Origin of the sequence: Pseudomonas arabinosi, assembly GCF_047758675.1 — a bacterium.
GTDB lineage: Bacteria > Pseudomonadota > Gammaproteobacteria > Pseudomonadales > Pseudomonadaceae > Aquipseudomonas > Aquipseudomonas arabinosi.
This window is the reverse complement of the sequence record NZ_CP180480.1, coordinates 2,384,354-2,408,325: the sequence shown is the minus strand read 5'-3', so window position 1 is coordinate 2,408,325 and position 23,972 is coordinate 2,384,354. Positions and strand designations below refer to the sequence as shown.

Here is a 23,972-nt window from a genome sequence, read left to right as displayed (position 1 = left end):
CTTAAGCGTCCGTCAGGGCGGAGACCACCAGATCACTGCTGCGCTGGGCATACGCCGTCAGCACGATGCGGATCTGCGGAAAATCACGGGCCAGCACGGCGGCGAGCAAGCGTTCGAACAACTCCAGGAACTCGCTCATCGAGGCCTTGCGCTGTTCCAGGGCGAGGAAATACGCGCGGCTCATGGCCGGCTGCAGATTCTCGACGGTTTCCTGCAAGTACGGGTTGTTGGCGAACGGATACGCGGCGCGCATCACACTGAAGCTGTCGTCGACAAAGGTGCGAATGTCCTGACGCTCGTAGCTGGCGGTCAGGCGCTGCTGGATTTGCATGAACGGCGCCATGTCGGCCTGGACTTTCCAGCCGCTGGCCACGGCATTGCCCAGCAGGATGTAAAGCTCGCTCATCAGCGTGCACAGGCTCTGGACCTTGTGAACCGTGAGTTCCGTCACATGTGCGCCACGTCGCGGCAGGATCGCGATCAGGTGGCGGCGCTCGAGGATCAGCAAGGCTTCACGGACCGAACCGCGGCTGACATTGAGAGCCAGCGTGACCTTCTGTTCCTGGATGCGCTCCCCGGGCTTCATTTCGCCACGAATGATGCGTTCGGCGAGGTGGTGAGCAATTTGCTCGGCGAGGCTGTCCGGCGCCTTGAACGTCATGGTTGTCCCTTCAAACTCTTCGATCTGCACAAGCGGCGCAGTGTAACGCACATGAAGGGTCATGGCGGAGTGCCCACTCGGCGGTTTTTGGCACGAATCCAGCAAAAAAGCAGGCTATCCCGTGAGGGTCAATAATAAAGGAACGAGTCGTTGATCGACAAAATGCTATTTCCTGACCTTTAAGTCAGAAAATCATTGACCACAAAGTCAGACCTGATAAATTCGGTTCAAGTCGGTTAACAACAATAATGAGTCTGCGAGGCCTTCCGTGATCCAGTTTTTACTTAACCAGGAACTCCGTAGCGAGCACGCCCTGGACCCAAACCTGACCGTGCTCAATTATCTGCGCGACCATGTGGGCAAACCCGGCACCAAAGAAGGCTGCGCCAGCGGTGACTGCGGCGCGTGCACCGTGGTGGTCGGCGAGCTGCAAACGGATGACGATGGCCGCGAACACATTCGCTATCGCAGCCTCAACTCGTGCCTGACGTTCGTTTCGTCACTGCACGGCAAACAATTGATCAGCGTTGAAGACCTCAAGCACCAAGGCGAGCTGCACAGCGTGCAAAAAGCCATGGTCGAGTGCCACGGTTCGCAATGCGGCTTCTGCACACCCGGCTTCGTGATGTCGCTGTTTGCACTGCAAAAGAACAGCGACCAACCGGATGCTCATAAAGCCCACGAAGCCCTGGCCGGCAACCTTTGCCGCTGCACCGGTTATCGGCCGATTCTGGCGGCCGCCGAACAATCCTGCTGCGGCAAGCAAACGGACCAGTTCGACGCCCGTGAAGCCGACACCATCGCTCGCCTGAAGGCCATCGCCCCTACCGATATTGGCGAACTCAACAGTGGCGACAAGCGCTGTCTGGTGCCGCTGACCGTCGCCGATCTGGCTGACCTCTATGACGCTTACCCACAGGCTCGCCTGCTGGCTGGCGGCACGGATCTGGCGCTGGAAGTCACACAGTTCCACCGCACCTTGCCGGTGATGATCTACGTCGGCAATGTCACCGAGATGAAGCGCATCGAGCGTTTCGACGATCGCCTGGAAATCGGCGCCGCCACTTCCCTCTCCGATTGCTATGAAGCCTTGAAAGCCGAGTACCCGGACTTCGGCGAATTGCTGCAGCGCTTTGCTTCGCTGCAGATCCGCAACCAGGGCACTCTCGGCGGCAACATCGGCAACGCCTCGCCGATTGGTGACTCCCCGCCCCTGTTGATTGCACTCGGCGCGCAGATTGTTTTGTGCAAAGGCGAAGTCCGCCGCACGATGGCGCTGGAAGATTACTTCATCGATTACCGGGTCACCGCGCGTCAGGAAAGCGAGTTCATCGAAAAGATCATCGTGCCTCGCGCCAGCGCCGAACAACTGTTCCGCGCCTACAAAGTCTCCAAGCGTCTGGACGATGACATTTCCGCCGTCTGCGCCGCCTTCAACCTGCGCATCGACAACGGCGTGATCGCCGACGCCCGCGTCGCCTTCGGCGGTATGGCTGCTACACCAAAACGTGCCAAGGCTTGCGAAGCCGTATTGCTCGGCGCCACCTGGAACAACGACACCGTCGAACGCGCCTGCGCCGCACTGGCCGAAGATTTCACGCCGCTCTCGGACTTCCGTGCCAGCAAGGAATACCGCCTGCTCAGCGCGCAAAACCTGCTGCGTAAATACTTCATCGAACTGCAAACACCGCACATCGAGACTCGGGTGACCGCTTATGTCTAATCATCACGCTGTAGAGAAGACCCAAGCCGAACTGGCTGAACTGTTCGCCAAGGACCTGACCACCGGTGTCGGCCGCAGCGTCAAGCACGACAGCGCCTCCAAGCACGTGTCCGGTGAAGCGCAGTACATCGACGACCGGCTGGAATTTCCGAATCAGTTGCATGTTTACGCACGCCTGTCGGACCGCGCCCACGCGAAAATCATCAGCATCGACACCAAACCTTGTTACGCCTTTGAAGGCGTGCGCATCGCCATTACGCACGAAGACGTGCCGGGCCTGAAAGACATCGGGCCGCTGCTGCCGGGCGATCCGCTGCTGGCCATCGACGACGTGCAATTCGTCGGTCAACCGGTGCTCGCCGTTGCAGCGAAAGATCTGGAAACTGCGCGCAAAGCCGCCATGGCCGCGATCATCGAATACGAAGATCTGGAGCCGGTGCTGGACGTGGTTGAAGCGCTGCGCAAACGCCACTTTGTGCTCGACAGTCACACGCATCAGCGCGGTGATTCGGCTGGTGCCTTGGCGACTGCCGAGCATCGTATCCAAGGCACGCTGCACATTGGCGGCCAGGAACACTTTTACCTCGAAACCCAGATCTCTTCGGTGATGCCAACTGAAGACGGCGGGATGATCGTCTACTGCTCGACGCAGAACCCAACCGAAGTGCAGAAGCTCGTCGCCGAAGTGCTCGATGTGTCGATGAACAAAATTGTCGTCGACATGCGCCGCATGGGCGGTGGTTTCGGCGGTAAAGAAACCCAGGCTGCCAGCCCGGCGTGCCTGTGCGCAGTGATCGCGCACCTCACCGGCCAGCCGACCAAGATGCGCCTGCCGCGCGTCGAAGACATGCTGATGACCGGCAAGCGTCACCCGTTCTACGTCGAGTACGACGTCGGCTTCGACAGCACCGGCCGCCTGCACGGCATTGCCCTGGAACTGGCCGGCAACTGCGGTTGCTCGCCAGACCTCTCGGCGTCGATTGTCGACCGTGCGATGTTCCACGCCGACAACTCGTACTACCTGGGCGACGCGACCATCAACGGTCACCGCTGCAAGACCAACACCGCCTCAAACACCGCTTACCGTGGCTTCGGCGGCCCGCAAGGCATGGTCGCCATCGAAGAAGTCATGGACGCGATTGCCCGCCATCTGGCCCTCGATCCGCTGGCGGTGCGCAAGGCCAACTACTACGGCAAGACCGAGCGCAACGTCACCCATTACTACCAGACCGTCGAGCACAACATGCTCGAGGAAATGACCGCCGAACTTGAAGAAAGCAGTCAGTACGCCGAGCGCCGCGAAGCAATTCGTCGCTACAACGCCAACAGCCCGATCCTGAAAAAAGGCCTGGCGCTGACCCCGGTGAAATTCGGTATTTCCTTCACCGCCAGCTTCCTCAACCAGGCCGGTGCGCTGATCCACGTTTACACCGACGGCAGCATCCACCTGAACCATGGCGGCACCGAAATGGGCCAGGGCCTGAACACCAAAGTCGCGCAGGTAGTGGCCGAAGTGTTCCAGGTGGAAATGGACCGCGTGCAGATCACCGCGACCAACACCGACAAGGTGCCGAACACCTCGCCGACCGCCGCTTCCAGTGGCGCCGACCTGAACGGTAAAGCCGCGCAGAACGCGGCGAAAATCATCAAGAAACGTTTGGTTGAATTTGCCGCGCGTCAATACAAGGTCAGCGAAGAAGACGTGGAATTCCACAACGGTCATGTGCGAGTTCGCGATCACATCCTGACCTTCGAAGCGCTGATCCAGCAGGCGTATTTCGCTCAGGTGTCGCTGTCGAGCACCGGGTTCTACAAGACCCCGAAAATCTTCTACGACCGTAGTCAGGCGCGTGGTCGGCCGTTCTACTACTACGCCTTCGGCGCAGCGTGCTGCGAGGTGATCATCGACACCCTCACGGGCGAGTACAAAATGCTGCGCACCGACATCCTCCACGACGTCGGCGACTCACTGAACCCGGCGATCGACATCGGCCAGGTCGAGGGTGGTTTCATTCAGGGCATGGGCTGGCTGACCATGGAAGAACTGGTGTGGAACAACAAAGGCAAACTGATGACCAACGGCCCGGCCAGCTACAAGATCCCGGCGGTGGCGGACATGCCGCTGGACCTGCGGGTGAAGCTGGTGGAAAACCGCAAGAACCCGGAAGACACCGTGTTCCACTCCAAGGCCGTGGGTGAACCGCCGTTCATGCTCGGTATCGCGTCGTGGTGTGCGATCAAGGACGCCGTGGCCAGTCTGGGCGACTACAAGCATCAACCGAAAATCGACGCACCGGCGACCCCGGAGCGGGTGTTGTGGGGCTGTGAGCAGATGCGCCAGTTGAAGGTGGCGAAGGCTGTTGAAACCGAAGTTGAGTTGGCTTCGCTCTGATACCGAGGCGCGACCAATCGCTAGCAGGCTAGCTCCCACAGGATTCGTGGGGAATCCAAAATGGGTGGACACCACAAAACAATGTGGGAGCTAGCCTGCTAGCGATGAGGCCCGGATAGACAACAGAAATGTTGAGGTGAATATGTACAACTGGATCGACGCCCTCGCCGACCTGCAATCCCAGGGTGAACCCTGCGTGTTGGTGACCATCATCGAAGAGCTCGGCTCGACGCCACGTAACGCCGGTTCGAAGATGGTCATCAGCGCCAACCAGACCTTCGACACCATCGGTGGCGGGCATCTGGAATACAAGGCCATGCAGATCGGCCGCGAGATGCTGGCCAGTGGCAAGCAGGACACGCACCTGGAGCGCTTCAGTCTCGGCGCCAGCCTGGGTCAGTGCTGCGGCGGCGTGACCGTGTTGCTGTTCGAACCGATGGGCCAGGTCCAGGCGCAGATCGCCGTGTTCGGCGCCGGCCACGTCGGCCGGGCGCTGGTGCCGCTGCTCGCCAGCCTGCCCTGCCGCGTGCGCTGGATCGATTCGCGGGAAGCCGAATTCCCGGAACAGATCCCCCACGGCGTCCGTAAAATCGTCGCCGAAGAACCGGTGGACGAAATCGACAACCTGCCCGCCGGCAGCTACTGCATCGTCATGACGCACAACCACCAGCTCGACCTCGAACTCACCGCCGCGATTCTCAAGCGCAACGACTTCGCCTACTTCGGCCTGATCGGTTCGAAGACCAAACGGGTGAAGTTCGAACACCGCCTGCGGGACCGTGGTTTCGACAGCGCCGTGCTGCAACGCATGCGCTGCCCGATGGGCATCGGCGAAGTCAAAGGCAAGTTGCCTGTGGAAATCGCCATCTCCATCGCCGGCGAAATCATCGCCACCTATAACGCCAATTTCGGCCAGCACACCGCCAGCGCCGGATCATCGATCGCCAAACTGCTGCCTGCTTCACGCCGCAGCCAAGCCACGAATTGAGAAATTTTATGCCTCTGACTCGCAAAGCCTACCGCGCCGCCATTCTGCACAGCATCGCCGACCCTGCCGAAGTGGGCATCGAAGCCTCGTATGAGTATTTCGAAGATGGCCTGCTGGTGGTTGATAACGGCCAGATCAGCGCCCTTGGTCACGCCAGCGACTTGCTGCCGACCCTGCCGGCCGATATCGAAATCACCCATTATCAGGACGCGCTGATCACCCCGGGCTTCATCGACACCCACATTCACTTGCCGCAAACCGGCATGGTCGGCGCCTACGGCGAGCAGTTGCTGGACTGGCTCAACACCTACACCTTCCCATGCGAAAGCCAGTTTGCCGACAAGGCTCACGCCGACGAAGTCGCGGGCATTTTCATCAAGGAACTGCTGCGCAACGGCACTACCACCGCGCTGGTGTTCGGCAGCGTGCATCCACAATCGGTGAACTCGTTCTTCGAAGCCGCCGAACAGCTCGACCTGCGGATGATCGCCGGCAAGGTGATGATGGACCGCAACGCGCCGGACTACCTGACCGACACCGCCGAATCCAGCTACGTCGAAAGCAAGGCGCTGATCGAGCGCTGGCACGGCAAGGGTCGCCTGCACTACGCGGTCACTCCGCGCTTTGCCCCGACCAGCACCCCGGAACAACTGACCCTCGCCGGCCAGTTGCTCAGCGAATTCCCAGACCTGTACATGCAGACCCACATCAGCGAAAACCTCAAGGAAGTCGAGTGGGTCAAGGAACTGTTCCCGGAGCGCAAGGGCTACCTGGACGTCTACGACCACTACAAACTGCTCGGCGAGCGCTCGGTATTCGCCCACGGCGTGCACCTGTGCGATGACGAGTGCGCGCGACTGGCGGAAACCGGTTCGGCGATCGCCTTCTGCCCGACGTCGAACTTCTTCCTCGGCAGCGGCCTGTTCAACCTGCCGATGGCCGAGAAGCACAAATTGAATGTCGGCATCGGTACGGACGTCGGTGGCGGCACCAGTTTCTCGCTGCTGCAAACCTTGAACGAAGCCTACAAGGTCATGCAGATGCAAGGCGCCCGGTTGAGCCCGTTCAAGTCGCTGTACCTGGCCACCCTCGGTGGCGCTCGTGCGCTACGTCTGGAAGACAAGATCGGCACCCTGCAACCGGGCACCGACGCGGACTTCCTGGTACTGGACTACAACGCCACGCCGCTGCTCAGCTATCGCTTGAAGCAGGCCAATAACATTGCCGAGACGTTGTTTGTGCTGATGACGCTAGGCGATGACCGGACCGTGTTGCAGACGTATGCGGCGGGGAGTCAGGTGCATCAGCGCTAGGTTTTTCCGGGCACAAAAAAATCCCCCGCTGCTTTACAGCCCGGGGGATTTTTATTGCCTGTCCGATCGCTATCGCGAGCAGGCTCGCTCCCACAGTAGATCTCTAGTGGACACAAGATTTGCGTTCAACACAAAACCCTGTGGGAGTGAGCCTGCTCGCGATGGGCGCGCCGCGGTCTATCAGAGTTTCGCGACCGGCCGCCCTGGCTTCTTGGTCTGCAACAAATGCGAGAACACCGCATGCAAATCATCCGACGCGCTTTCTTCGTCGAGGTTGAGTTTGCTGTCGATGTGATCCATGTGATGCATCATCAGGTCCACCGCCAGCTCAGCGTTGCGCGCTTCGATGGCGTCGATCAGCTGGGTGTGCTCATCGTAGGAACAGTGGGAGCGATTGCCGCTTTCGTACTGGGCAATGATCAACGAAGTCTGGGACACCAGGCTGCGCTGGAAGCTGATCAGCGGTGCGTTTTTCGCCGCTTCGGCCAACTTCAAGTGGAACTCGCCCGACAAACGAATACCGGCGCCGCGATCGCCACGGGAGAAGCTGTCGCGCTCGTCGTTGACCATCTGGCGCAACTCGGCAATCTGCTCGGCAGTGGCGTGCTGCACGGCCAATTCAGTGATCGCACGCTCCACCAGACGCCGGGCCATGAACACCTGGCGAGCCTCTTCGACACTCGGGCTGGCGACGACAGCGCCACGGTTCGGACGCAGCAGCACGACGCCTTCATGGGCCAGGCGCGACAGCGCGCGGCGAATGATGGTGCGACTGACCCCGAAAATTTCCCCCAGCGCTTCTTCGCTCAACTTGGTGCCGGGCGCCAGACGCTGTTCGAGGATGGCCTCGAAGATATGCGCGTAGACAATATCGTCCTGGGTACCGCTGCGGCCGGCTTTGCCTGCTCGCGGTTGTTTCTTTAGGGGTTGCAACTGTTCGTTCATGGGCACTCGAGTCGGGAGAACTGCGGCGAATTGACCGTGACTGTAATACGGCACAGTGGGTCGCTGGCAAGTATCGCGTAAAAAACACCGCGATTGTACACAATGGAGGGTGGCAACACGACTGTACGGCTGTTTGTCACTTCCGCTGTATTGCAACGACTGGTTACTTTTGAGTTTAGGCTTGAACGCAGAATCCGCAGCTTGAACAAGGAACACCGTTGTCATGACTGACGTCACACACACGCAACTACGCCCTTTGGCCGATACATCGCCTTCTGCGATCGTCGCCGGCTTCATCGCGATGATGACCGGTTACACCAGCTCGCTGGTCCTGATGTTCCAGGCCGGGCAAGCGGCGGGCCTGACCAGCGGGCAGATTTCGTCGTGGATCTGGGCAATCTCCATTGGCATGGCGGTGTGCTCGATCGGCCTGTCTTTGCGTTATCGCACACCGATCACCATTGCCTGGTCGACCCCCGGTGCGGCGTTGCTGATTACCAGTCTGGGCGGCGTGACCTACGGCGAAGCCATTGGCGCCTACATTACCTGCGCGGTGCTGGTGACCATCTGTGGCCTGACCGGCAGCTTCGAACGGCTGGTGAAAAAAATTCCGGCTTCATTGGCCGCTGCGCTTTTAGCGGGGATTCTGTTCAAGATCGGCAGCGAAATCTTCGTCGCCGCGCAGCATCGCACCGCGCTGGTATTGGGCATGTTCTTCACTTATCTGGTGGTCAAACGTCTGTCGCCGCGTTATGCCGTACTGGCCGCGCTGTTGATCGGGACGGCGCTGTCAGGGTTCATGGGCTTGCTGGACTTCAGCGGTTTCCATCTGGAAGTGGCGACGCCGGTCTGGACCACGCCGCACTTCTCCCTGGCCGCGACCATCAGCATCGGCATCCCGCTGTTTGTCGTGGCGATGACCTCGCAGAACATGCCAGGCATTGCCGTGCTGCGCGCCGACGGTTACACCGTGCCGGCCTCGCCGCTGATCACCACCACCGGCATCGCTTCGTTGCTGCTGGCGCCGTTCGGTTCCCACGGGATCAACCTCGCGGCCATCAGCGCGGCGATTTGCACCGGGCCGCATGCCCATGAGGATCGCAACAAGCGCTACACGGCGGCCGTCTGGTGCGGGATTTTCTACGGGTTCGCCGGGGTGTTCGGCGCGACGCTGGCGGCGCTGTTTGCCGCGCTGCCGAAAGAGTTGGTGCTGTCGATTGCGGCGCTGGCGCTGTTCGGCTCGATCATCAATGGCTTGAGCATTGCCATGGCGCAAGTGCAGGAACGGGAAGCTGCGCTGATTACCTTTATGGTCACGGCGTCGGGGCTGACGCTGTTTTCCATCGGTTCAGCGTTCTGGGGGATTGTGGCGGGGGTGTTGACGTTGGTGATTCTGAATTGGCGTAAAGCCTGAAAAGCAAAAGATCGCAGCCTCGTTTCACTCGACAGCTCCTACATTGGAATGCGTTCATCCTGTAGCAGCTGTCGAGTGCAACGAGGCTGCGAGCTCTTGATCTTCCGGACATAAAAAAACGGCGACCCTTGGGTCGCCGTTTTTTATGACATCAAGCTACCGGATTGATCGGCTTTTCCGGGTACCAGACGTCGATCAGCGGGCTGACGGTTGCTTCGGTCAGTTCGCTGCGGCCTTTGAGCCAGGCTTCAACAGCGGCACGCTGCTCTTCGGACACCGAGCCACGCTTCTGCAGGCAAACCAGACCGAAGTCGTCGCCGCCAACATAACCCAGACCGTTGGCTTCCATGGCTTCTTTCAGGAAAGCGTCGAGGAAAGCATCAATGGCTTCATCAGCCAAATCTTCTTTGAAATCCAGGTTCAGTTCGAAACCCAGCTCTTGAAATTCATCGACGCACAGTTTTTTGCGCAGACGCTGGGAACGGTTAGTCGCCATTGGAACAATCCTCATAAGTAATAACGGGCGGCACTTTAGCAGTTTAAGGCGCCGATTGCCCGTCTCTCTGGGCTGCAAGCCCTACCGTCGGTAAAAAATAGCGGATTAGAAGGCCAGCGCACGGCACAAGCCGCTACACCTTGGGGCATAATGCCGACACTTTCATGACCACTGAGGGAATTTATCTTCATGCCCTCGTTTTTTTCCCCCTCGGCTGTAGGGTTTATTTCACATGATCAAATCTTTGCGTCCATTGTTACTGGCCGGTTTTCTGCTCCCTCTGGCCTTCTCTGTTTCCGCCGCCCAGATCAACACCGCGCTGTCGCCCAACGTTGAAAAAGCCCTCAAGGCCAGCAAGATGCAGGACAACGCCCTGTCGCTGGTGATGATCCCGCTCAATGGCCCCGGCACCCCGACCATTTTCAACGCTGACGTCTCGGTCAATCCGGCCTCGACCATGAAACTGGTCACCACGTACGCGGCGCTGGAAATGCTCGGCCCGAACCACCAGTGGAAAACCGAGTTTTACACCGACGGCACGCTCAGCGGCGGCATCCTCAACGGTAACCTCTACCTCAAAGGTGGCGGCGATCCGAAGCTGAACATGGAAAAACTCTGGTTGCTGATGCGTGACCTGCGCGCCAACGGTGTGACGCAAATCACTGGCGACCTGGTGCTGGACCGCAATTTCTTCATACAGCCGCAATTGCCGCAGTTCAACGACGACGGCAATGACGATAACAAGCCATTCCTGGTCAAACCTGACGCGCTGATGGTCAACCTCAAGGCCCTGCGTTTTGTGGCGCGTAACGACAACGGCCGGGTGCTGGTGTCGGTGGAACCGCCGATTGCCACCATTCGCATCGAAAACCAGGTCAAAGCCGTCAACTCCAAGCAATGCACCGGTGGCGTGCGGTACAACCCGGTGACCCAGACCGATGGCAGCGTGACCGTGACGGTCGGCGGCCAGTTGGGCGAGGGTTGCAGCTCCCAGACTTACCTGTCGCTGCTCGACCACGCGACCTACACCGCGGGCGCCGTGCGGGCAATCTGGAAGGAACTGGGCGGCAGCATTCAGGGCGTGGACCGTTTGGCGCCAACACCTAAAAATGCCAAGGTCCTGGCTCGGGCCTTCTCGCCGGACCTGGCGGAAATCATCCGCGACATCAACAAATACAGTAACAACACCATGGCCCAGCAGCTGTTCCTGAGCCTGGGCGCGCAGTTCCGCACCGAGGCCGACGGTGACGATGCCAAGGCTGCACAGCGGGTCGTGCGTCAGTGGCTGGCGAAGAAAGGCATCACCGCGCCGCACCTGGTGATGGAAAACGGTTCCGGCCTGTCCCGTGCGGAACGGGTGAGTGCGCGTGAAATGGCCGGCATGCTGCAAGCGGCCTGGAAAAGCCCGTATTCGGCCGAGTTCATCAGTTCGATGCCAATTGCCGGCACCGACGGCACCATGCGCAAACGCCTGAAGACCACTGCAATGCGTGGTGAAGCCCACGTCAAGACCGGCACCCTGAATACCGTGCGGGCGATTGCCGGCTTCAGCCGCGACATCAACGGCAACACTTGGGCGGTGGTGGCGATTCTCAACGACAAGGCACCGTTTGGCGCGTCGTCGGTGCTGGATCAGGTGCTGCTGGACCTGTATCGCCAGCCGAAACTGCCGGAAACGGCTTCGGTGCTCTAACCCGATCTGCAAAACACCACAGACTGATCGTTCCCACGCTCCGCGTGGGAATGCAGCCCGTGACGCTCCGCGTCACTGGACGCAGAGCGTCCCTAGAGGCATTCCCACGCAGAGCGTGGGAACGATCATGCTGCCAGCTCTAGTTCATCTCTCCTTCTACCCGATCCCGTCCGGCCAGTTTCGCCGCATACACTCCCGAATCCGCCCGCAGCAGCAGCGCATCCGCGCCCTCCCCGACTCGCCAACTGGCAATCCCGAAACTGGCGGTCACGGTCCCGACGCCTTCGATCGGCGAACTGCGCAACCCTTGCCATAGCTGCAAGGCCAGTACATGGGCATGCTCGCCGTTGATGTCCGGGCAAAGCACCATGAACTCCTCGCCACCCAGGCGACAGAACACGTCGGTGCGGCGCAGCCGATGACCGATGCGTTCGCACACGATCTGTAACACCCGATCGCCGACCGCGTGGCCATGCTGGTCATTGATGCGTTTGAAGTGGTCGATATCGAGCATGATCACCGACAGTTCGCCGCCACCGCGTTCGACCCGGTCCATTTCGGTGGTCAGGCGTTCCTGGAAGTAGCGGCGATTGTGGATCCCGGTCAGAGAGTCGGTGATCGATAGCGCCCGCAGTTCTTCTTCCACCCGTTTCAAGTCGGAGATGTCCGAGACATAGCCGTGCCAGAGCACGCCGCCACCGGGCAATTCCTCCGGGGTCGCCTCGCCACGAACCCAACGCAGGCCGCGCAGGGGCAGCTGCACGCGGTATTCCTCGCGCCAAGGGCTGAGGGTGTCCGCCGACGCCCGGATCGAGGCGCGGACCCGGGTGGTGTCCTGCGGATGAATCCGCGTGAAAATCGCTTCGGCGTTGAACAACAGCACGTCCGGTTCAAGTTCGTAGATCTCGCGAATACCGTCGCTGGCGTAGATCACGCTGAAGCGCCCATCGAACTCCATCTTGAATTGGTAGATCCCGCCGGGCACATGGGCGCTGAGTTTCTTCAACAACAGGTCCCGTGCCGCCAAGGCCTCGTGGACCCGCTTGCGTTCAGTGATGTCGATACAAATCGCCAGGTGCCCGACCCACAAACCTTGCTCGTCGAGGACCGGGGTCGCCAGCATGTTCACTGTCAAATGGCTGCCGTCGCTACGCAGCAGCGTCCATTCCCGAGCTTCGTGACCGCCCTCCTCGCCGCCCTCGACCAACATCGCCTGGCAGGTCGGAATCGGTTTGCCATAACGCGCGCTCAACTCCGCCGAACGTGCGAGGAGTTCCCGGGGCAGGTGCAGGTTTTCCAGGGTCATGTGGCCCACCACTTCGGCGCTGGTGTAGCCAAGCATTTGCTCGGCACCGGCATTGAAGGTTTGGATAACCCCGCGCAGGTCAGTGGCGATGATTGCCACTTGGGTCGCGGCATTCAGCACGCCGCGCAACTGGCCATGGGTGCCGCGCAACTCCTGCTCGCGGGCGCGCAACTCCCGGGTCCGTTGTTCGACCATTTTCAGCGCCCGTTGACGCTGACTGACCAGCACATAGAGCAAGGCACTGAGCAACAGACTGAGCAAGCCGCCCAGCACCACCAGGGTGGTCACCGAAGAGTGATTGGCTCGCAGGAAGGCATCGCTGGGCTGTATGTCAACTTGATAGTCATGGTCGGCAAGCCGTAGCAGCCGGGTCGCGGCCAACTCACTGGGGGCCGAGGTGTTGGGGGACTCATAAAGCACTTCGTGCTGATCGTCTGTGGATAAGTCGAGGATGCGCACCGAAAGATAGTCACGGCCAGCCTCCGGCAGCCCGTCCGCCAGCAATTGGCGCATGCTGATCACGGCCATGACATAACCGTACGGTTTCCCCCCCGCCGTAGCCGGACTATTGCGCAGCAACACCGGTGCGACCAGCAGCACGCCGCGGGCATAGGCCGGTTCGATACTGACCAGATGCATCGGCTGCGATACCGCCATGCCGCCGTGCTGATCGGCCCGTTCAAGGGTGGCACGGCGCAAAGGTTGAGCCCACAAGTCGTAGCCCAGCGGCGAACCCAGTTTGCTTTGGGTCTGGCTATACAGCACCGCCACGTACTCATCCCGTTCGCCCGCCAGTTGCAACTGGCCGTCGGCATTGAGTTCACGCAGGGTGAAGTCGGGTAAACCCTCTGCACGCACCTGGCGTTCAAATACCGCCCGTTCGGCACCGGTTACCCGCTTGGCGAAGGAATAGGCCTGAGTCCGGTGCAGCAGCGGTTGGGTGTAACCGTCGAACTCCGCACGGGAGACCGAATCGGAATTGGCAAAGAACCGGCGCAGGCCATCGAGGCGCTGCTCCTGATCTTCGAAGCGTTCTTCGATACGGCTGTAACGTTCACTGGCCAGCAGTTGGAAACGTTGCCGCAATTGATGGTGGAACAGATTCAGCGTCGACCACGCCAGCAATCCCGTGAGAATCCCGCCGACAACCAATACCAGCAGCGCGACCAGCCAGGCCGAGACATCTTCACTGATAAAACCCAGGATTTTCGGGCGCACGGCGTGTAACGACATAGACGCAACTCAAAACGCCAGGTGCGGGAAAGCCCATTGGCATGCGTTGAGTTATAGCTATTAGCCATCAATTTGACCAGCACAGAAAGAAGCCAAGAGCCTTTAAAAATCAAGGCTCTGTGGATCCAATCCCTTCAAGTGTCAACGAGCCGTGATTTTCCAGGCACGGTGGATTTTGCCATTACGGGCGAAATCCGGATCGATGGTCTGGGCGGTGATTTCTTCTACGGCATAACGCTCGGTGAGATTTTCCTCGAGCTGGAATTTGCGGAAGTTGTTGGAGAAGTACAACACGCCGCCCGGGGCCAGACGCGCCATGGCCAGGTCGATCAATTGCACCTGGTCACGCTGCACATCGAAGATCCCTTCCATGCGCTTGGAGTTGGAGAACGTCGGCGGATCGATGAAGATCAGGTCGTATTCGTCACGGCAGGCATCGAGCCAGGCCATCACGTCGCCCTGCTCCAGACGGTTCTTCTCGGAGAAACCGTTCAGCGACAGGTTGCGACGCGCCCAGTCCAGATAAGTTTTCGACAGGTCGACGCTGGTGGTGCTGCGCGCACCGCCCTTGGCTGCGTGAACACTGGCGGTTGCGGTGTAGCTATACAGGTTGAGGAAACGCTTGCCGGCCGCCTCTTTCTGAATCCGCATGCGCATCGGCCGGTGATCGAGGAACAGCCCGGTATCGAGGTAATCCGTGAGGTTCACCAGCAGCTTCACGCCGCCTTCGTTGACCTCGACGAACTTGCCCTGTGCCGCTTGGCGTTCGTACTGCTTGGTGCCGCTCTGACGCTCGCGACGCTTGACCACCACGCGGCTCTTGTCGATGTTAAGGGCCTGCGGAATGGCGGCCAGGGCGTCGAACATGCGCGCCGAGGCTTTTTCCGGATCGATGGATTTCGGCGCGGCGTATTCCTGGACGTGGACCCAATCCTGATACAGGTCGATGGCCATGGAGTATTCCGGCATGTCGGCATCGTAGACGCGGTAGCAGTCGATGCCTTCACGCTTGACCCACTTGCCGAGGGCCTTGAGGTTCTTTTGCAGACGGTTGGCAAACATCTGCCCGCCTTCGCTCAAGCGCGGTTGCTCGATCACTACCGGTGCCGGTTTGATCGGGTTGCCGTTCTTGTTGTATTTCTCGTACTTGCCGGGTGCTACGTCGTTGTCTGCGACTTCGACTTCGGCTTGCTCGCGTTCGACCTGACGCTGTTCCGGAGTGCGACGTTCGCCAGTGACGAACTGGTCCGGCGTGACCTTGATCAGCAGCAACTTGCACGGCAACGCGCCGTTCCAGAACGAATACTGTTTGTGGCTGCGGATGCCCATGCGCTTGCCCAGGTCCGGGGCGCCGGTGAATACCGCGGCTTCCCAGTTCAAGCAGGCCTGACGCAGACGTTCGCCGAGGTTCTGGTAGAGATAGAGCAAGCTCGCTTCGTCACCCAGACGTTCGCCGTACGGTGGGTTGCAGATCACCAGGCCTTTCTGGTTCTGGTCCGGACGTGGCTCGAACGTCCCGACTTCGCCCTGGTAGATCTTGATCCACTCGCTCAGGCCGGCACGTTCAACGTTGTTGCGACCCGGTTGAATCAGGCGTGGGTCGGCTTCGTAACCGCGTATCCACAGCGGTGGCTTGGCCAGACCGGCCGCGCAACGCTCACTGGCTTCTTCGTGAAGCTTTTTCCACAGCGCCGGGACGTGACCGAGCCAGGCGGTGAAACCCCACTGCTCGCGACGCAGGTTCGGCGCCATGTCGGCGGCGATCATCGCGGCTTCGACGAGGAACGTACCGACACCGCACATAGGGTCAGCCAGCGCGCCGCCATCGGCCGCAATGCGTGGCCAGCCGGAACGGATCAGGATTGCTGCCGCGAGGTTTTCCTTCAGCGGTGCCGCGCCTTGCTGCAAGCGATAGCCGCGCTGGTGCAGGCTGTGGCCGGAGAGGTCGAGGGACAGAATCGCTTCGCCACGGTCCAGGCGCAGGTGAATGCGCAGGTCCGGGTTGAGCTTGTCGATGGACGGACGGTCACCCTGCGGCGTGCGCAGTTTGTCGACGATGGCGTCCTTGACCTTCAAGGCGCCGAAGTGGGTGTTGTCGATGCCCGAGCCGTGACCGCTGAACTCAACGGCCAGGGTGCCATCGTTGAGCATGTGGTCTTGCCACTCGATATCCAGCACGCCGTGATACAGGTCTTCGGCGTCTTTCATCGGGAAACGCTTGAGCACCAGCAGCACCCGGTTCGCCAGACGCGACCACAGGCACAGGCGATAGGCGGTTTCCATGGTGGCCATGCCGCGCACGGCAGAGGTGTGCTCACGCGCTTCCTCAAGGCCAAGCCCGACGGCTTCCTCGATGAGCAGGCCTTCAAGGCCTTTTGGGCAAGTGAGGAAGATTTCGAATTGATCGGACATTGGAATTTCAGAGCCTTTAGCTAAGTGAACCGGCAACGCATTGCCGACCCGGTTTTCAATCAGGCGCTTTTCTAAAAGAGCGCCCGCGTGGCACGAAGGTGTGCCGTCCCACCCCTGCTGCTCGGGTTAAAAGAGCTTAGATGCAAAGGCAGATAAAAAAGTTGAAGCAACAAAATGTCATAAGTCGACCCTTCGTCGAATAGTCCCTTGGGTAACAGGAGACATTCTCACTAAAGGATTAACCCCATCATCCAGCGCGGGGCCGATCATACCGGGGGTTTGGCGAATAAACACGGACCAGACATCCGGTTACTTATCGCCATACCATCTTTATCGTTACGTCCTTATGACAAAACGATCATTCCCTCGATGTGACGCATTGGTTAGAACTCAACACAGGTTGACGCCGCAATGACGTCAACACCTTGGCTCGCGACGCCGGCAGCGAGCCCCAACGGCAGGAGTTTTTCTGCCAGACCTCAATTGAGGTCGACGCGATAAATACAGTCAACAAGTGAGGGCAACACCCTATGAGAAGACTTAAGCGTGATCCGTTGGAAAGAGCATTTTTGCGCGGATATCAATATGGCGTTGGTGGCAAATCCCGTGAGCTTTGCCCATTTACTCTACCGTCGGTACGCCAAGCCTGGATTAACGGCTGGCGAGAAGGACGCGGCGACAACTGGGACGGTATGACCGGCACTGCGGGAATCCATAGACTCAACGAACTTCACGCCGTCGGCTAACACAGGGCACACACTCCGACACGACAATCTGATTACGTAACGACTTACCACGCACGCCCCATCCGGGCGGCGGGCTTCGGCCCAGGGGCTCCTTCGAGGAGCCCTTTTTTATGCCTGCCAAAATCTCACCTTGGCTGCATACATCACTGTGGGAGCGAGCTTGCTCGCGATAGCGGTTTAACATTCAACAATGACGTTGGCTGCAAGTCCGTCATCGCGAGCAAGCTCGCTCCCACAGGGATCAGCGCAAGGCGGCGATCGCGTCTACCGATTCACGAATCAGCGCCGGGCCTTTATAGATGAAGCCGGAATAGAGCTGCACCAGGCTCGCACCTGCAGCGATTTTCTCAGCCGCGTGCTTGCCTTCGGTGATGCCGCCCACGGCGATGATCGGCAAGCGACCGGCCAACTCGGCCGCCAGCACCTTCACGGTGTGGGTGCTCTTGTCGCGAACCGGTGCGCCGGACAGACCGCCCGCCTCGTCACCATGCTCCATGCCTTCTACGCCGACGCGGCTCAGGGTGGTGTTGGTGGCGATCACCGCGTCCATCCCGGTTTCGATCAGCGCTTGCGCGACCTGAGCGGTTTCTTCGTCGGTCATGTCCGGCGCAATCTTGATCGCCAGGGGTACATGTTTGCCGTGGCGCAGCGCCAGTTCTGCGCGGCGCGTGGCCAGGTCGGCCAACAACTGCTTCAGCGAATCGCCGAATTGCAGGCTGCGCAGGCCCGGGGTGTTCGGCGAGCTGACGTTGACCGTCACATAGCTGGCGTGGGCATAGACCTTGTCCAGGCAGATCAGGTAGTCGTCCACCGCCCGCTCAACCGGGGTATCGAAGTTTTTGCCGATATTGATGCCCAGCACGCCCTTGAACTTGGCCGCAGCCACTCGAGCCAGCAGGTGATCGACGCCGAGGTTGTTGAACCCCATGCGGTTGATGATCGCCTCGGCATCCGGCAGACGGAAAATGCGTGGCTTCGGGTTGCCCGGCTGCGGACGCGGGGTGATGGTGCCGATTTCGACAAACCCAAAACCCAGTTGCGCAAAACCGTCGATGGCCGCGCCGTTCTTGTCCAGACCGGCCGCCAGACCCACCGGGTTCGGGAAGTCGAGGCCCATGACGGTCACCGGCATTTTCGCCGGTGCCTTGCACAGCAAGCCGTTGAGGCCCAAACGCCCGCCCGCGCCGATCAGGTCCAGGGACAGATCGTGGGAGGTTTCCGGGGAAAGTTTGAACAACAGCTGACGGGCCAGGGTGTACATGGGCGGGGTTTGCCTGCGGGCTACGAAAAGTGGCGGCGATTATAGCCGGGCATCGGGGTTGCAGGCGAGGCGCGCGACAAAATCAGCGAGCGATGGCATATGCCTTGCACCGTCACTCACATAAGCACTCATGCCAACGGCGGGATGAGTCGAAAGACAAAGGCGTCGTCACTTGGCCTTGCCCTGGCAAGCAGCCCGGTACGGCGCTTTTTTATGGAAGGTGTTTACTGATGATTGAAGTTCCAGCCAACCCTCTGGCCTGGGTCAACGGCAGCGATGCCCCGGAAAAGACCGAAATCAGCCTCGGCTTCATGGCCCTGAGCGACTGCGCCTCGGTAGTGGTCGCGGCCACGCAGGGCTTTGCCCAACCTTATGGCCTGACCCTGAACCTCAAGCGTCAGTCGTCCTGGGCCAACCTGCGGGACAAACTGGTCAGTGGCGAACTCGACGCCGCCCACAGCCTGTACGGTTTGATCTACGCCGTGCATTTGGGCATCGGCGGTGTTGCGTCGACCGACATGGCGGTGCTCATGGGCCTGAATCAGAACGGCCAGAGCATCAACCTTTCCCATGGCTTACAGACTTTAGGCGTGACCAGTCCTGAAGCACTGGACCGACACGTGCACCAAAGTCGCCCAAAACTCACCTTCGCCCAGACATTTCCTACCGGCACCCACGCCATGTGGCTGTATTACTGGCTCGCGAGTCAGGGTATTCATCCGTTGCAGGACGTCGACAGCGTGGTCGTGCCGCCGCCACAAATGGTTGCGCACCTGCAAGCCGGGCGCATCGACGGCTTCTGCGTCGGCGAGCCATGGTCCGCCAGTGCGGTGCAGCAAAATCTGGGGTTCACGATGGCAACCACCCAGACCATCTGGCCCGATCACCCGGAAAAAGTCCTCGGCTGCACCCGCGCCTTTGTCGAGCAATACCCCAACACCGCAAGGGCGCTGGTGATGGCGATTCTGGAGGCCAGCCGCTTCATCGAAGAAAGCACCGAGAATCGCCGCAGCACCGCGAAGCTGTTGAGTGCGCCCCAATACCTCGACGCGCCACTCGACTGCATTGAACCGCGATTGCTCGGTGACTACGCCGATGGCCTGGGTAATCGCTGGCAGGACCCGCACGCACTGCGTTTCCATGGTGATGGCGAGGTCAATCTGCCGTATCTGTCCGATGGCATGTGGTTCATGACCCAGTTTCGTCGTTGGGGTTTGTTGCGCGACGACCCGGACTACCTGGGCGTGGCCCGTCAGGTCCAGCAACTAGACTTGTATCGAGAGGCCGCGACCGCTGTCGGTGTGGCCGCGAGTAATCAGCAAATGCGCAGCAGCCAGTTGATCGACGGCAAGGTCTGGGATGGCCTGGACCCCGCCGGCTATGCCCGCAGTTTCAAGCTGCACGCCATGAGCGACAGCTCGCCCCTTCTCGCCAGCCGCTGACAGGAGACTACGAATATGTTGCGTATCCTGCTGATCAACGACACCGCGAAGAAAGTCGGTCGCCTGAAAGCGGCCTTGACCGAAGCCGGATTCGAGGTGATCGACGAGTCGGGCCTGACCATCGACCTGCCCGCGCGCGTCGAAACGGTGCGTCCGGACGTGATTTTGATCGATACCGAGTCACCGAGCCGCGATGTGATGGAACAAGTGGTGCTGGTGAGCCGCGATCAACCGCGGCCGATCGTGATGTTTACCGATGAACATGATCCCGATGTGATGCGTCAGGCGATCAAGTCCGGCGTCAGTGCCTACATCGTCGAAGGCATCCACGCACAGCGCTTGCAGCCGATTCTCGACGTGGCCATGGCGCGCTTTGAAAGCGACCAGGCCCTGCGCGCCCAGCTAAACGCCCGCGACCAACAACTGGCCGAGCGCAAGCGCATCGAGCTGGCCAAAGGGCTGCTGATGAAAATGAAAGACTGCAACGAGGAAGAGGCCTACACCCTGATGCGCCGCCAGGCCATGAGCCGTCAGCAGAAGCTGATTCAGGTGGCGGAGCAGATCATTGCCATGAGCGAGCTACTCGGCTAACCCTCTGTGTCGCCTGATAGGACGCCATCGCGAGCAAGCCCGCTCCCACAGTTGTGCGCATTCCCCTGTGGGAGCGGGCTTGCTCGCGAATATGGCCGCGACTCGGTTTCGACTGTTGGCACAGATCTCGCTAGGTAATCACTACAGGTAACCAACGGCGGTTGCCCCACCTACGACAAAGACGTCGCTCACCTCATTTGCCCCTTGGCGAATCCGGTGGCGGCGTTTTTTTTGTTTTGGCCCCATAGACCGGGGCCGGTGGTGCGGCCGATGCGGCGCCCCACCTGCAAGCTCATGACTCCTTCTCGAGACTCCTAACAGCTGAGGTGCGCGATGAATTCAAGCTTCTGGAAATCCGGCCATACCCCGACATTGTTCGCGGCCTTCCTCTACTTCGACCTGAGCTTCATGGTCTGGTACCTGCTTGGCCCACTGGCAGTGCAGATCGCCGCCGACCTGCACCTGACCACCCAGCAGCGCGGGCTGGTGGTGGCCACGCCGATTCTGGCCGGGGCGGTATTGCGCTTTGTCATGGGCTTGCTGGCTGATCGCCTGTCACCGAAAACCGCCGGGCTGATTGGCCAGGTAATCGTCATCTGCGCCCTGTTCGGTGCCTGGAAACTCGGCATCCACAGTTACGAACAAGCGCTGGTGCTGGGCCTGTTCCTCGGCATGGCCGGCGCGTCCTTCGCCGTCGCCCTGCCGCTGGCCTCGCAATGGTATCCGCCACAACACCAAGGCAAAGCCATGGGCATCGCCGGTGCCGGTAACTCGGGCACCGTGCTCGCCGCACTGATCGCCCCGGTGCTGGCGGCTGCGTTTGGCTGGAGCAACGTGTTCGGCTTCGCGCTGATCCCGCTGATTCTGACCATCATCGTCTTCGCCTGGCTGGCCAAAAACGCGCCTGAGCGGCCAAAAGCCAAGTCGATGTCCGACTACTTCAAGGCCTTGGGCGACCGCGACAGCTGGTGGTTCATGTTTTTCTACAGCGTGACCTTCGGCGGCTTCATCGGCCTGGCCAGCGCCCTGCCCGGCTATTTCAACGACCAATATGGCCTGAGCCCGGTGACCGCCGGTTACTACACCGCAGCCTGTGTGTTCGGTGGCAGCTTGATGCGTCCGCTGGGCGGCGCTCTGGCTGACCGCTTCGGTGGCATTCGCACCCTTTTGGGGATGTACACGGTGGCGGCGGTCTGCATCGCAGCGGTGGGTTTCAATCTGCCGAGTTCCTACGCGGCACTGGCACTTTTCGTCTGCACCATGCTCGGTTTGGGTGCCGGTAACGGCGCCGTTTTCCAATTGGTGCCGCAGCGTTTTCGTCGCGAGATCGGTGTGATGACCGGTTTGATCGGCATGGCCGGCGGTATTGGCGGATTTGCACTGGCCGCGGGCATGGGCGCAATCAAACAAAGCACCGGAAGCTATCAACTGGCCTTGTGGCTGTTCGCCAGCCTTGGCGTTCTGGCCTGGTTCGGTCTGCACGGCGTGAAACGTCGCTGGAGAACCACTTGGGGTTCGGCAGCCGTGACCGCTGCTCGGGTCTGAAGCCTTAATGAGCCTGCAACTGAGTTTTGCCGAAGCGAGCGCCATCGGCCCTCGCGAGGAGAATCAGGACGCCTTGCGCCTGGTGACTCCGGCCCCGGCGCTGGCGGCGAGCAAGGGTTACCTGTTCGCCATCGCCGATGGCGTCAGCCAGTGCGCCGATGGCGGCCTCGCCGCCCGCTCGACGTTGCAGGCCCTGGCGCTGGATTACTACGCCACGCCGGAAACCTGGGGCGTCGCGCAGGCACTGGATCGCCTGCTGTTGGCACAAAATCGCTGGTTGCAGGCCAATGGTGGTGGGCAACCGTTGCTCACCACTGTCAGTGCTTTGGTCATGCGCGGTAGGCGGTTTACCTTGGCCCATGTCGGCGATTGCCGGGTTTATCGCTGGCACGCCGACACCTTGCAGCGGGTCAGTGAGGATCACGTCTGGGACCAGCCGGGCATGCAACATGTACTCAAGCGAGCGTTGGGGCTCGATCAGCATTTGGTGCTGGATTTTCTCGATGGCGAACTGCGGCTGAACGAAAGTTTCGTATTGCTCAGCGACGGCATTTGGGCCGTGCTGGGCGACACCGCGATTGCGGCAATTCTGCGCGATCAACCGGATCTGAACAGCGCTGCACAGACCTTGGTCAGTGCGGCGCATCTGGCCGGCAGCCAGGACAATGCCAGCGCCTTGCTGGTGCGAGTCGATGCCCTCGGTGAAACGAGCATCGGCGATGCGTTGATTCATTTGCAGCAATGGCCGCTGCCGCCCGCCTTGAAACCAGGTCAGATTTTTGAAGGTTGGCAAGTCGAAGGGATACTCGGTCAGAGCCAGCAGTCATTACTCTATCGGGTACGCGATGGGCAACAACAACCCTGGCTGCTGAAAACCTTGCCGGGCGCTCTGCGCGACGATCACCTCGCAGGGCAGGCGTTGCTGTCGGAAGAATGGTTTCTCAAGCGCGTGGCCGGGCGGCATTTCCCTGAAGTCCATGCCGCCAGTCAGCGTCAGCATTTGTACTATGTGATGCGGGAATATTCCGGATCTACCTTGGCGGAGCTGCACGCAGAAGTCGGACCGCTGCCTCTGCCCCAATGGCTGGATCTTGCCGAACGCCTGCTGCGCGCCGTTGGCATACTGCATCGACGGCAGATTCTCCATCGCGACATCAAACCGGAGAACTTGCTGCTGGGGGACGACGGCGAATTACGCCTGCTGGACTTCGGCCTCGCCTACTGCCCCGGCCTGTCTGAAGATCAGCCTTCTGCCCTGCCCGGAACGCCCAGCTATATCGCGCCGGAAGCCTTTCGCGGGGACGCACCGACACCGCAACAGGATTTGTATGCCGTCGGCGTGACCCTGTATTTCCTGCTCACCGGGCATTATCCCTACGGCGAAATCGAAGCCTTCCAGCGCCCAAGGTTCGGGGTTTCTGTCAGCGCCAGTCGCTATCGACCCGACCTGCCGGAATGGATTGCGCAAAGTCTGGAGCGCGCCGTGGCGGCGGATCCGGGTCAGCGCTTTGAAACGGCGGAAGAATGGTTGCTGCTGTTGGAACAGGGCGAGCGACGCAGTTTGAGCGTGCGACCCAGACCGCTGCTGGAGCGCGAACCGTTGAAGGTCTGGCGGACCTTGGCGCTGGTGTCGTTGCTGGTGAATCTGGTGCTGCTGTTTTTACTGTTTCATGGCTGAGTTTTTCACTGCACCCAAAAAGATCAAAAGATCGCAGCCTGCGGCAACTCCTACGGGTGCCCACGATCTCCTGTAGGAACTGCCGCAGGCTGCGATCTTTTGACTTTTCTGCTTCAAAACCGGGCATGACGCA

At 60.3% G+C, this 23,972-nt stretch carries 17 protein-coding genes; 11 read left to right on the top strand and 6 right to left on the bottom strand.

Annotation, left to right across the window (positions count from 1 at the left end; translation table 11 throughout):
- Position 1: 1 nt before the first annotated feature.
- Entirely contained in the window at positions 2 to 661 is a 660-nt protein-coding gene (locus ACMXYJ_RS11185) for a GntR family transcriptional regulator (RefSeq protein ID WP_415760709.1), read from the bottom strand.
- A gap of 268 nt (positions 662 to 929) precedes the next feature.
- Here ACMXYJ_RS11185 and xdhA point away from each other — a divergent pair, with 268 nt between their 5' ends.
- From xdhA to guaD, 4 genes are all read left to right on the top strand, one after another.
- Positions 930 to 2,384 carry a xanthine dehydrogenase small subunit gene (xdhA, locus tag ACMXYJ_RS11180; RefSeq protein WP_415759854.1) on the top strand — a complete coding sequence of 485 codons (1,455 nt, stop codon included), beginning with the start codon at positions 930 to 932 and terminating at the stop codon, positions 2,382 to 2,384.
- Entirely contained in the window at positions 2,377 to 4,776 is a 2,400-nt protein-coding gene (gene xdhB, locus ACMXYJ_RS11175) for a xanthine dehydrogenase molybdopterin binding subunit (protein WP_415759853.1), read from the top strand. Before xdhA ends, xdhB begins: the two co-directional genes overlap by 8 nt.
- Before the next feature lie 142 nt (positions 4,777 to 4,918).
- Complete coding sequence (gene xdhC, locus ACMXYJ_RS11170) at positions 4,919 to 5,764, top strand: xanthine dehydrogenase accessory protein XdhC (RefSeq protein ID WP_415759852.1); 846 nt, start codon at positions 4,919 to 4,921, stop codon at positions 5,762 to 5,764.
- Between the two features lie 8 nt (positions 5,765 to 5,772).
- On the top strand, positions 5,773 to 7,077 hold the full coding sequence (gene guaD / locus ACMXYJ_RS11165) for a guanine deaminase (protein ID WP_415759851.1): 1,305 nt from the start codon (positions 5,773 to 5,775) through the stop codon (positions 7,075 to 7,077).
- 180 nt (positions 7,078 to 7,257) lie between these two features.
- On the opposite strand, the gene ACMXYJ_RS11160 is transcribed toward guaD, so the two are convergent.
- On the bottom strand, positions 7,258 to 8,022 hold the full coding sequence (locus tag ACMXYJ_RS11160; protein ID WP_046047886.1) for a GntR family transcriptional regulator: 765 nt from the start codon (positions 8,020 to 8,022) through the stop codon (positions 7,258 to 7,260).
- 223 nt (positions 8,023 to 8,245) lie between these two features.
- On the opposite strand from ACMXYJ_RS11160, the gene ACMXYJ_RS11155 reads away from it, so the two are divergent.
- Entirely contained in the window at positions 8,246 to 9,436 is a 1,191-nt protein-coding gene (locus tag ACMXYJ_RS11155; RefSeq protein WP_415759850.1) for a benzoate/H(+) symporter BenE family transporter, read from the top strand.
- Between the two features lie 151 nt (positions 9,437 to 9,587).
- On the opposite strand, the gene ACMXYJ_RS11150 is transcribed toward ACMXYJ_RS11155, so the two are convergent.
- Positions 9,588 to 9,932: a YggL family protein gene (locus ACMXYJ_RS11150; protein ID WP_007896965.1), complete on the bottom strand. Its 345-nt coding sequence runs from the start codon at positions 9,930 to 9,932 to the stop codon at positions 9,588 to 9,590.
- 232 nt (positions 9,933 to 10,164) lie between these two features.
- Here ACMXYJ_RS11150 and dacB point away from each other — a divergent pair, with 232 nt between their 5' ends.
- Positions 10,165 to 11,625, top strand: coding sequence for a D-alanyl-D-alanine carboxypeptidase/D-alanyl-D-alanine endopeptidase (dacB, locus tag ACMXYJ_RS11145; protein WP_415759849.1), 1,461 nt, complete (start codon positions 10,165 to 10,167; stop codon positions 11,623 to 11,625).
- A 139-nt stretch (positions 11,626 to 11,764) separates the two neighbouring features.
- On the opposite strand, the gene ACMXYJ_RS11140 is transcribed toward dacB, so the two are convergent.
- Both ACMXYJ_RS11140 and rlmKL read right to left on the bottom strand, forming a co-directional pair.
- Complete coding sequence (locus tag ACMXYJ_RS11140) at positions 11,765 to 14,164, bottom strand: sensor domain-containing diguanylate cyclase (protein WP_415759848.1); 2,400 nt, start codon at positions 14,162 to 14,164, stop codon at positions 11,765 to 11,767.
- 141 nt (positions 14,165 to 14,305) lie between these two features.
- Entirely contained in the window at positions 14,306 to 16,576 is a 2,271-nt protein-coding gene (gene rlmKL / locus ACMXYJ_RS11135) for a bifunctional 23S rRNA (guanine(2069)-N(7))-methyltransferase RlmK/23S rRNA (guanine(2445)-N(2))-methyltransferase RlmL (RefSeq protein WP_415759847.1), read from the bottom strand.
- Between the two features lie 530 nt (positions 16,577 to 17,106).
- Between rlmKL and rmf the strand changes: the two genes are divergently transcribed.
- Positions 17,107 to 17,322 (top strand): ribosome modulation factor, encoded by a 216-nt coding sequence (gene rmf / locus ACMXYJ_RS11130; protein WP_003223300.1) that lies wholly within the window; start codon positions 17,107 to 17,109, stop codon positions 17,320 to 17,322.
- A gap of 241 nt (positions 17,323 to 17,563) precedes the next feature.
- Here the strand turns inward: rmf and ACMXYJ_RS11125 are convergent, their stop codons facing one another.
- The gene (locus tag ACMXYJ_RS11125; protein WP_033055681.1) at positions 17,564 to 18,583 is read right to left on the bottom strand and encodes a quinone-dependent dihydroorotate dehydrogenase; all 1,020 of its coding nucleotides are present in this window, start codon (positions 18,581 to 18,583) and stop codon (positions 17,564 to 17,566) included.
- A gap of 230 nt (positions 18,584 to 18,813) precedes the next feature.
- Between ACMXYJ_RS11125 and ACMXYJ_RS11120 the strand changes: the two genes are divergently transcribed.
- From ACMXYJ_RS11120 to ACMXYJ_RS11105, 4 genes are all read left to right on the top strand, one after another.
- The gene (locus ACMXYJ_RS11120) at positions 18,814 to 20,025 is read left to right on the top strand and encodes a CmpA/NrtA family ABC transporter substrate-binding protein (protein ID WP_415759846.1); all 1,212 of its coding nucleotides are present in this window, start codon (positions 18,814 to 18,816) and stop codon (positions 20,023 to 20,025) included.
- Between the two features lie 15 nt (positions 20,026 to 20,040).
- Positions 20,041 to 20,616, top strand: coding sequence for an ANTAR domain-containing response regulator (locus ACMXYJ_RS11115; RefSeq protein ID WP_008146285.1), 576 nt, complete (start codon positions 20,041 to 20,043; stop codon positions 20,614 to 20,616).
- Positions 20,617 to 20,949: 333 nt separating this feature from the next.
- Complete coding sequence (locus ACMXYJ_RS11110) at positions 20,950 to 22,161, top strand: nitrate/nitrite transporter (RefSeq protein WP_415759845.1); 1,212 nt, start codon at positions 20,950 to 20,952, stop codon at positions 22,159 to 22,161.
- 7 nt (positions 22,162 to 22,168) lie between these two features.
- Entirely contained in the window at positions 22,169 to 23,839 is a 1,671-nt protein-coding gene (locus ACMXYJ_RS11105; RefSeq protein WP_415759844.1) for a protein kinase domain-containing protein, read from the top strand.
- The last annotated feature ends 133 nt before the right edge of the window (positions 23,840 to 23,972 follow it).

Coding starts and splice junctions, on each gene's coding strand:
- ACMXYJ_RS11185 (WP_415760709.1), bottom strand. CDS start 661: ATGACGTTCAAGGCGCCGGACAGCCTCGCCGAGCAAATTGCTCACCAC.
- xdhB (WP_415759853.1), top strand. CDS start 2,377: ATGTCTAATCATCACGCTGTAGAGAAGACCCAAGCCGAACTGGCTGAA.
- xdhC (WP_415759852.1), top strand. CDS start 4,919: ATGTACAACTGGATCGACGCCCTCGCCGACCTGCAATCCCAGGGTGAA.
- guaD (WP_415759851.1), top strand. CDS start 5,773: ATGCCTCTGACTCGCAAAGCCTACCGCGCCGCCATTCTGCACAGCATC.
- ACMXYJ_RS11160 (WP_046047886.1), bottom strand. CDS start 8,022: ATGAACGAACAGTTGCAACCCCTAAAGAAACAACCGCGAGCAGGCAAA.
- ACMXYJ_RS11155 (WP_415759850.1), top strand. CDS start 8,246: ATGACTGACGTCACACACACGCAACTACGCCCTTTGGCCGATACATCG.
- ACMXYJ_RS11150 (WP_007896965.1), bottom strand. CDS start 9,932: ATGGCGACTAACCGTTCCCAGCGTCTGCGCAAAAAACTGTGCGTCGAT.
- dacB (WP_415759849.1), top strand. CDS start 10,165: ATGATCAAATCTTTGCGTCCATTGTTACTGGCCGGTTTTCTGCTCCCT.
- ACMXYJ_RS11140 (WP_415759848.1), bottom strand. CDS start 14,164: ATGTCGTTACACGCCGTGCGCCCGAAAATCCTGGGTTTTATCAGTGAA.
- rlmKL (WP_415759847.1), bottom strand. CDS start 16,576: ATGTCCGATCAATTCGAAATCTTCCTCACTTGCCCAAAAGGCCTTGAA.
- rmf (WP_003223300.1), top strand. CDS start 17,107: ATGAGAAGACTTAAGCGTGATCCGTTGGAAAGAGCATTTTTGCGCGGA.
- ACMXYJ_RS11125 (WP_033055681.1), bottom strand. CDS start 18,583: ATGTACACCCTGGCCCGTCAGCTGTTGTTCAAACTTTCCCCGGAAACC.
- ACMXYJ_RS11120 (WP_415759846.1), top strand. CDS start 18,814: ATGATTGAAGTTCCAGCCAACCCTCTGGCCTGGGTCAACGGCAGCGAT.
- ACMXYJ_RS11115 (WP_008146285.1), top strand. CDS start 20,041: ATGTTGCGTATCCTGCTGATCAACGACACCGCGAAGAAAGTCGGTCGC.
- ACMXYJ_RS11110 (WP_415759845.1), top strand. CDS start 20,950: ATGAATTCAAGCTTCTGGAAATCCGGCCATACCCCGACATTGTTCGCG.
- ACMXYJ_RS11105 (WP_415759844.1), top strand. CDS start 22,169: ATGAGCCTGCAACTGAGTTTTGCCGAAGCGAGCGCCATCGGCCCTCGC.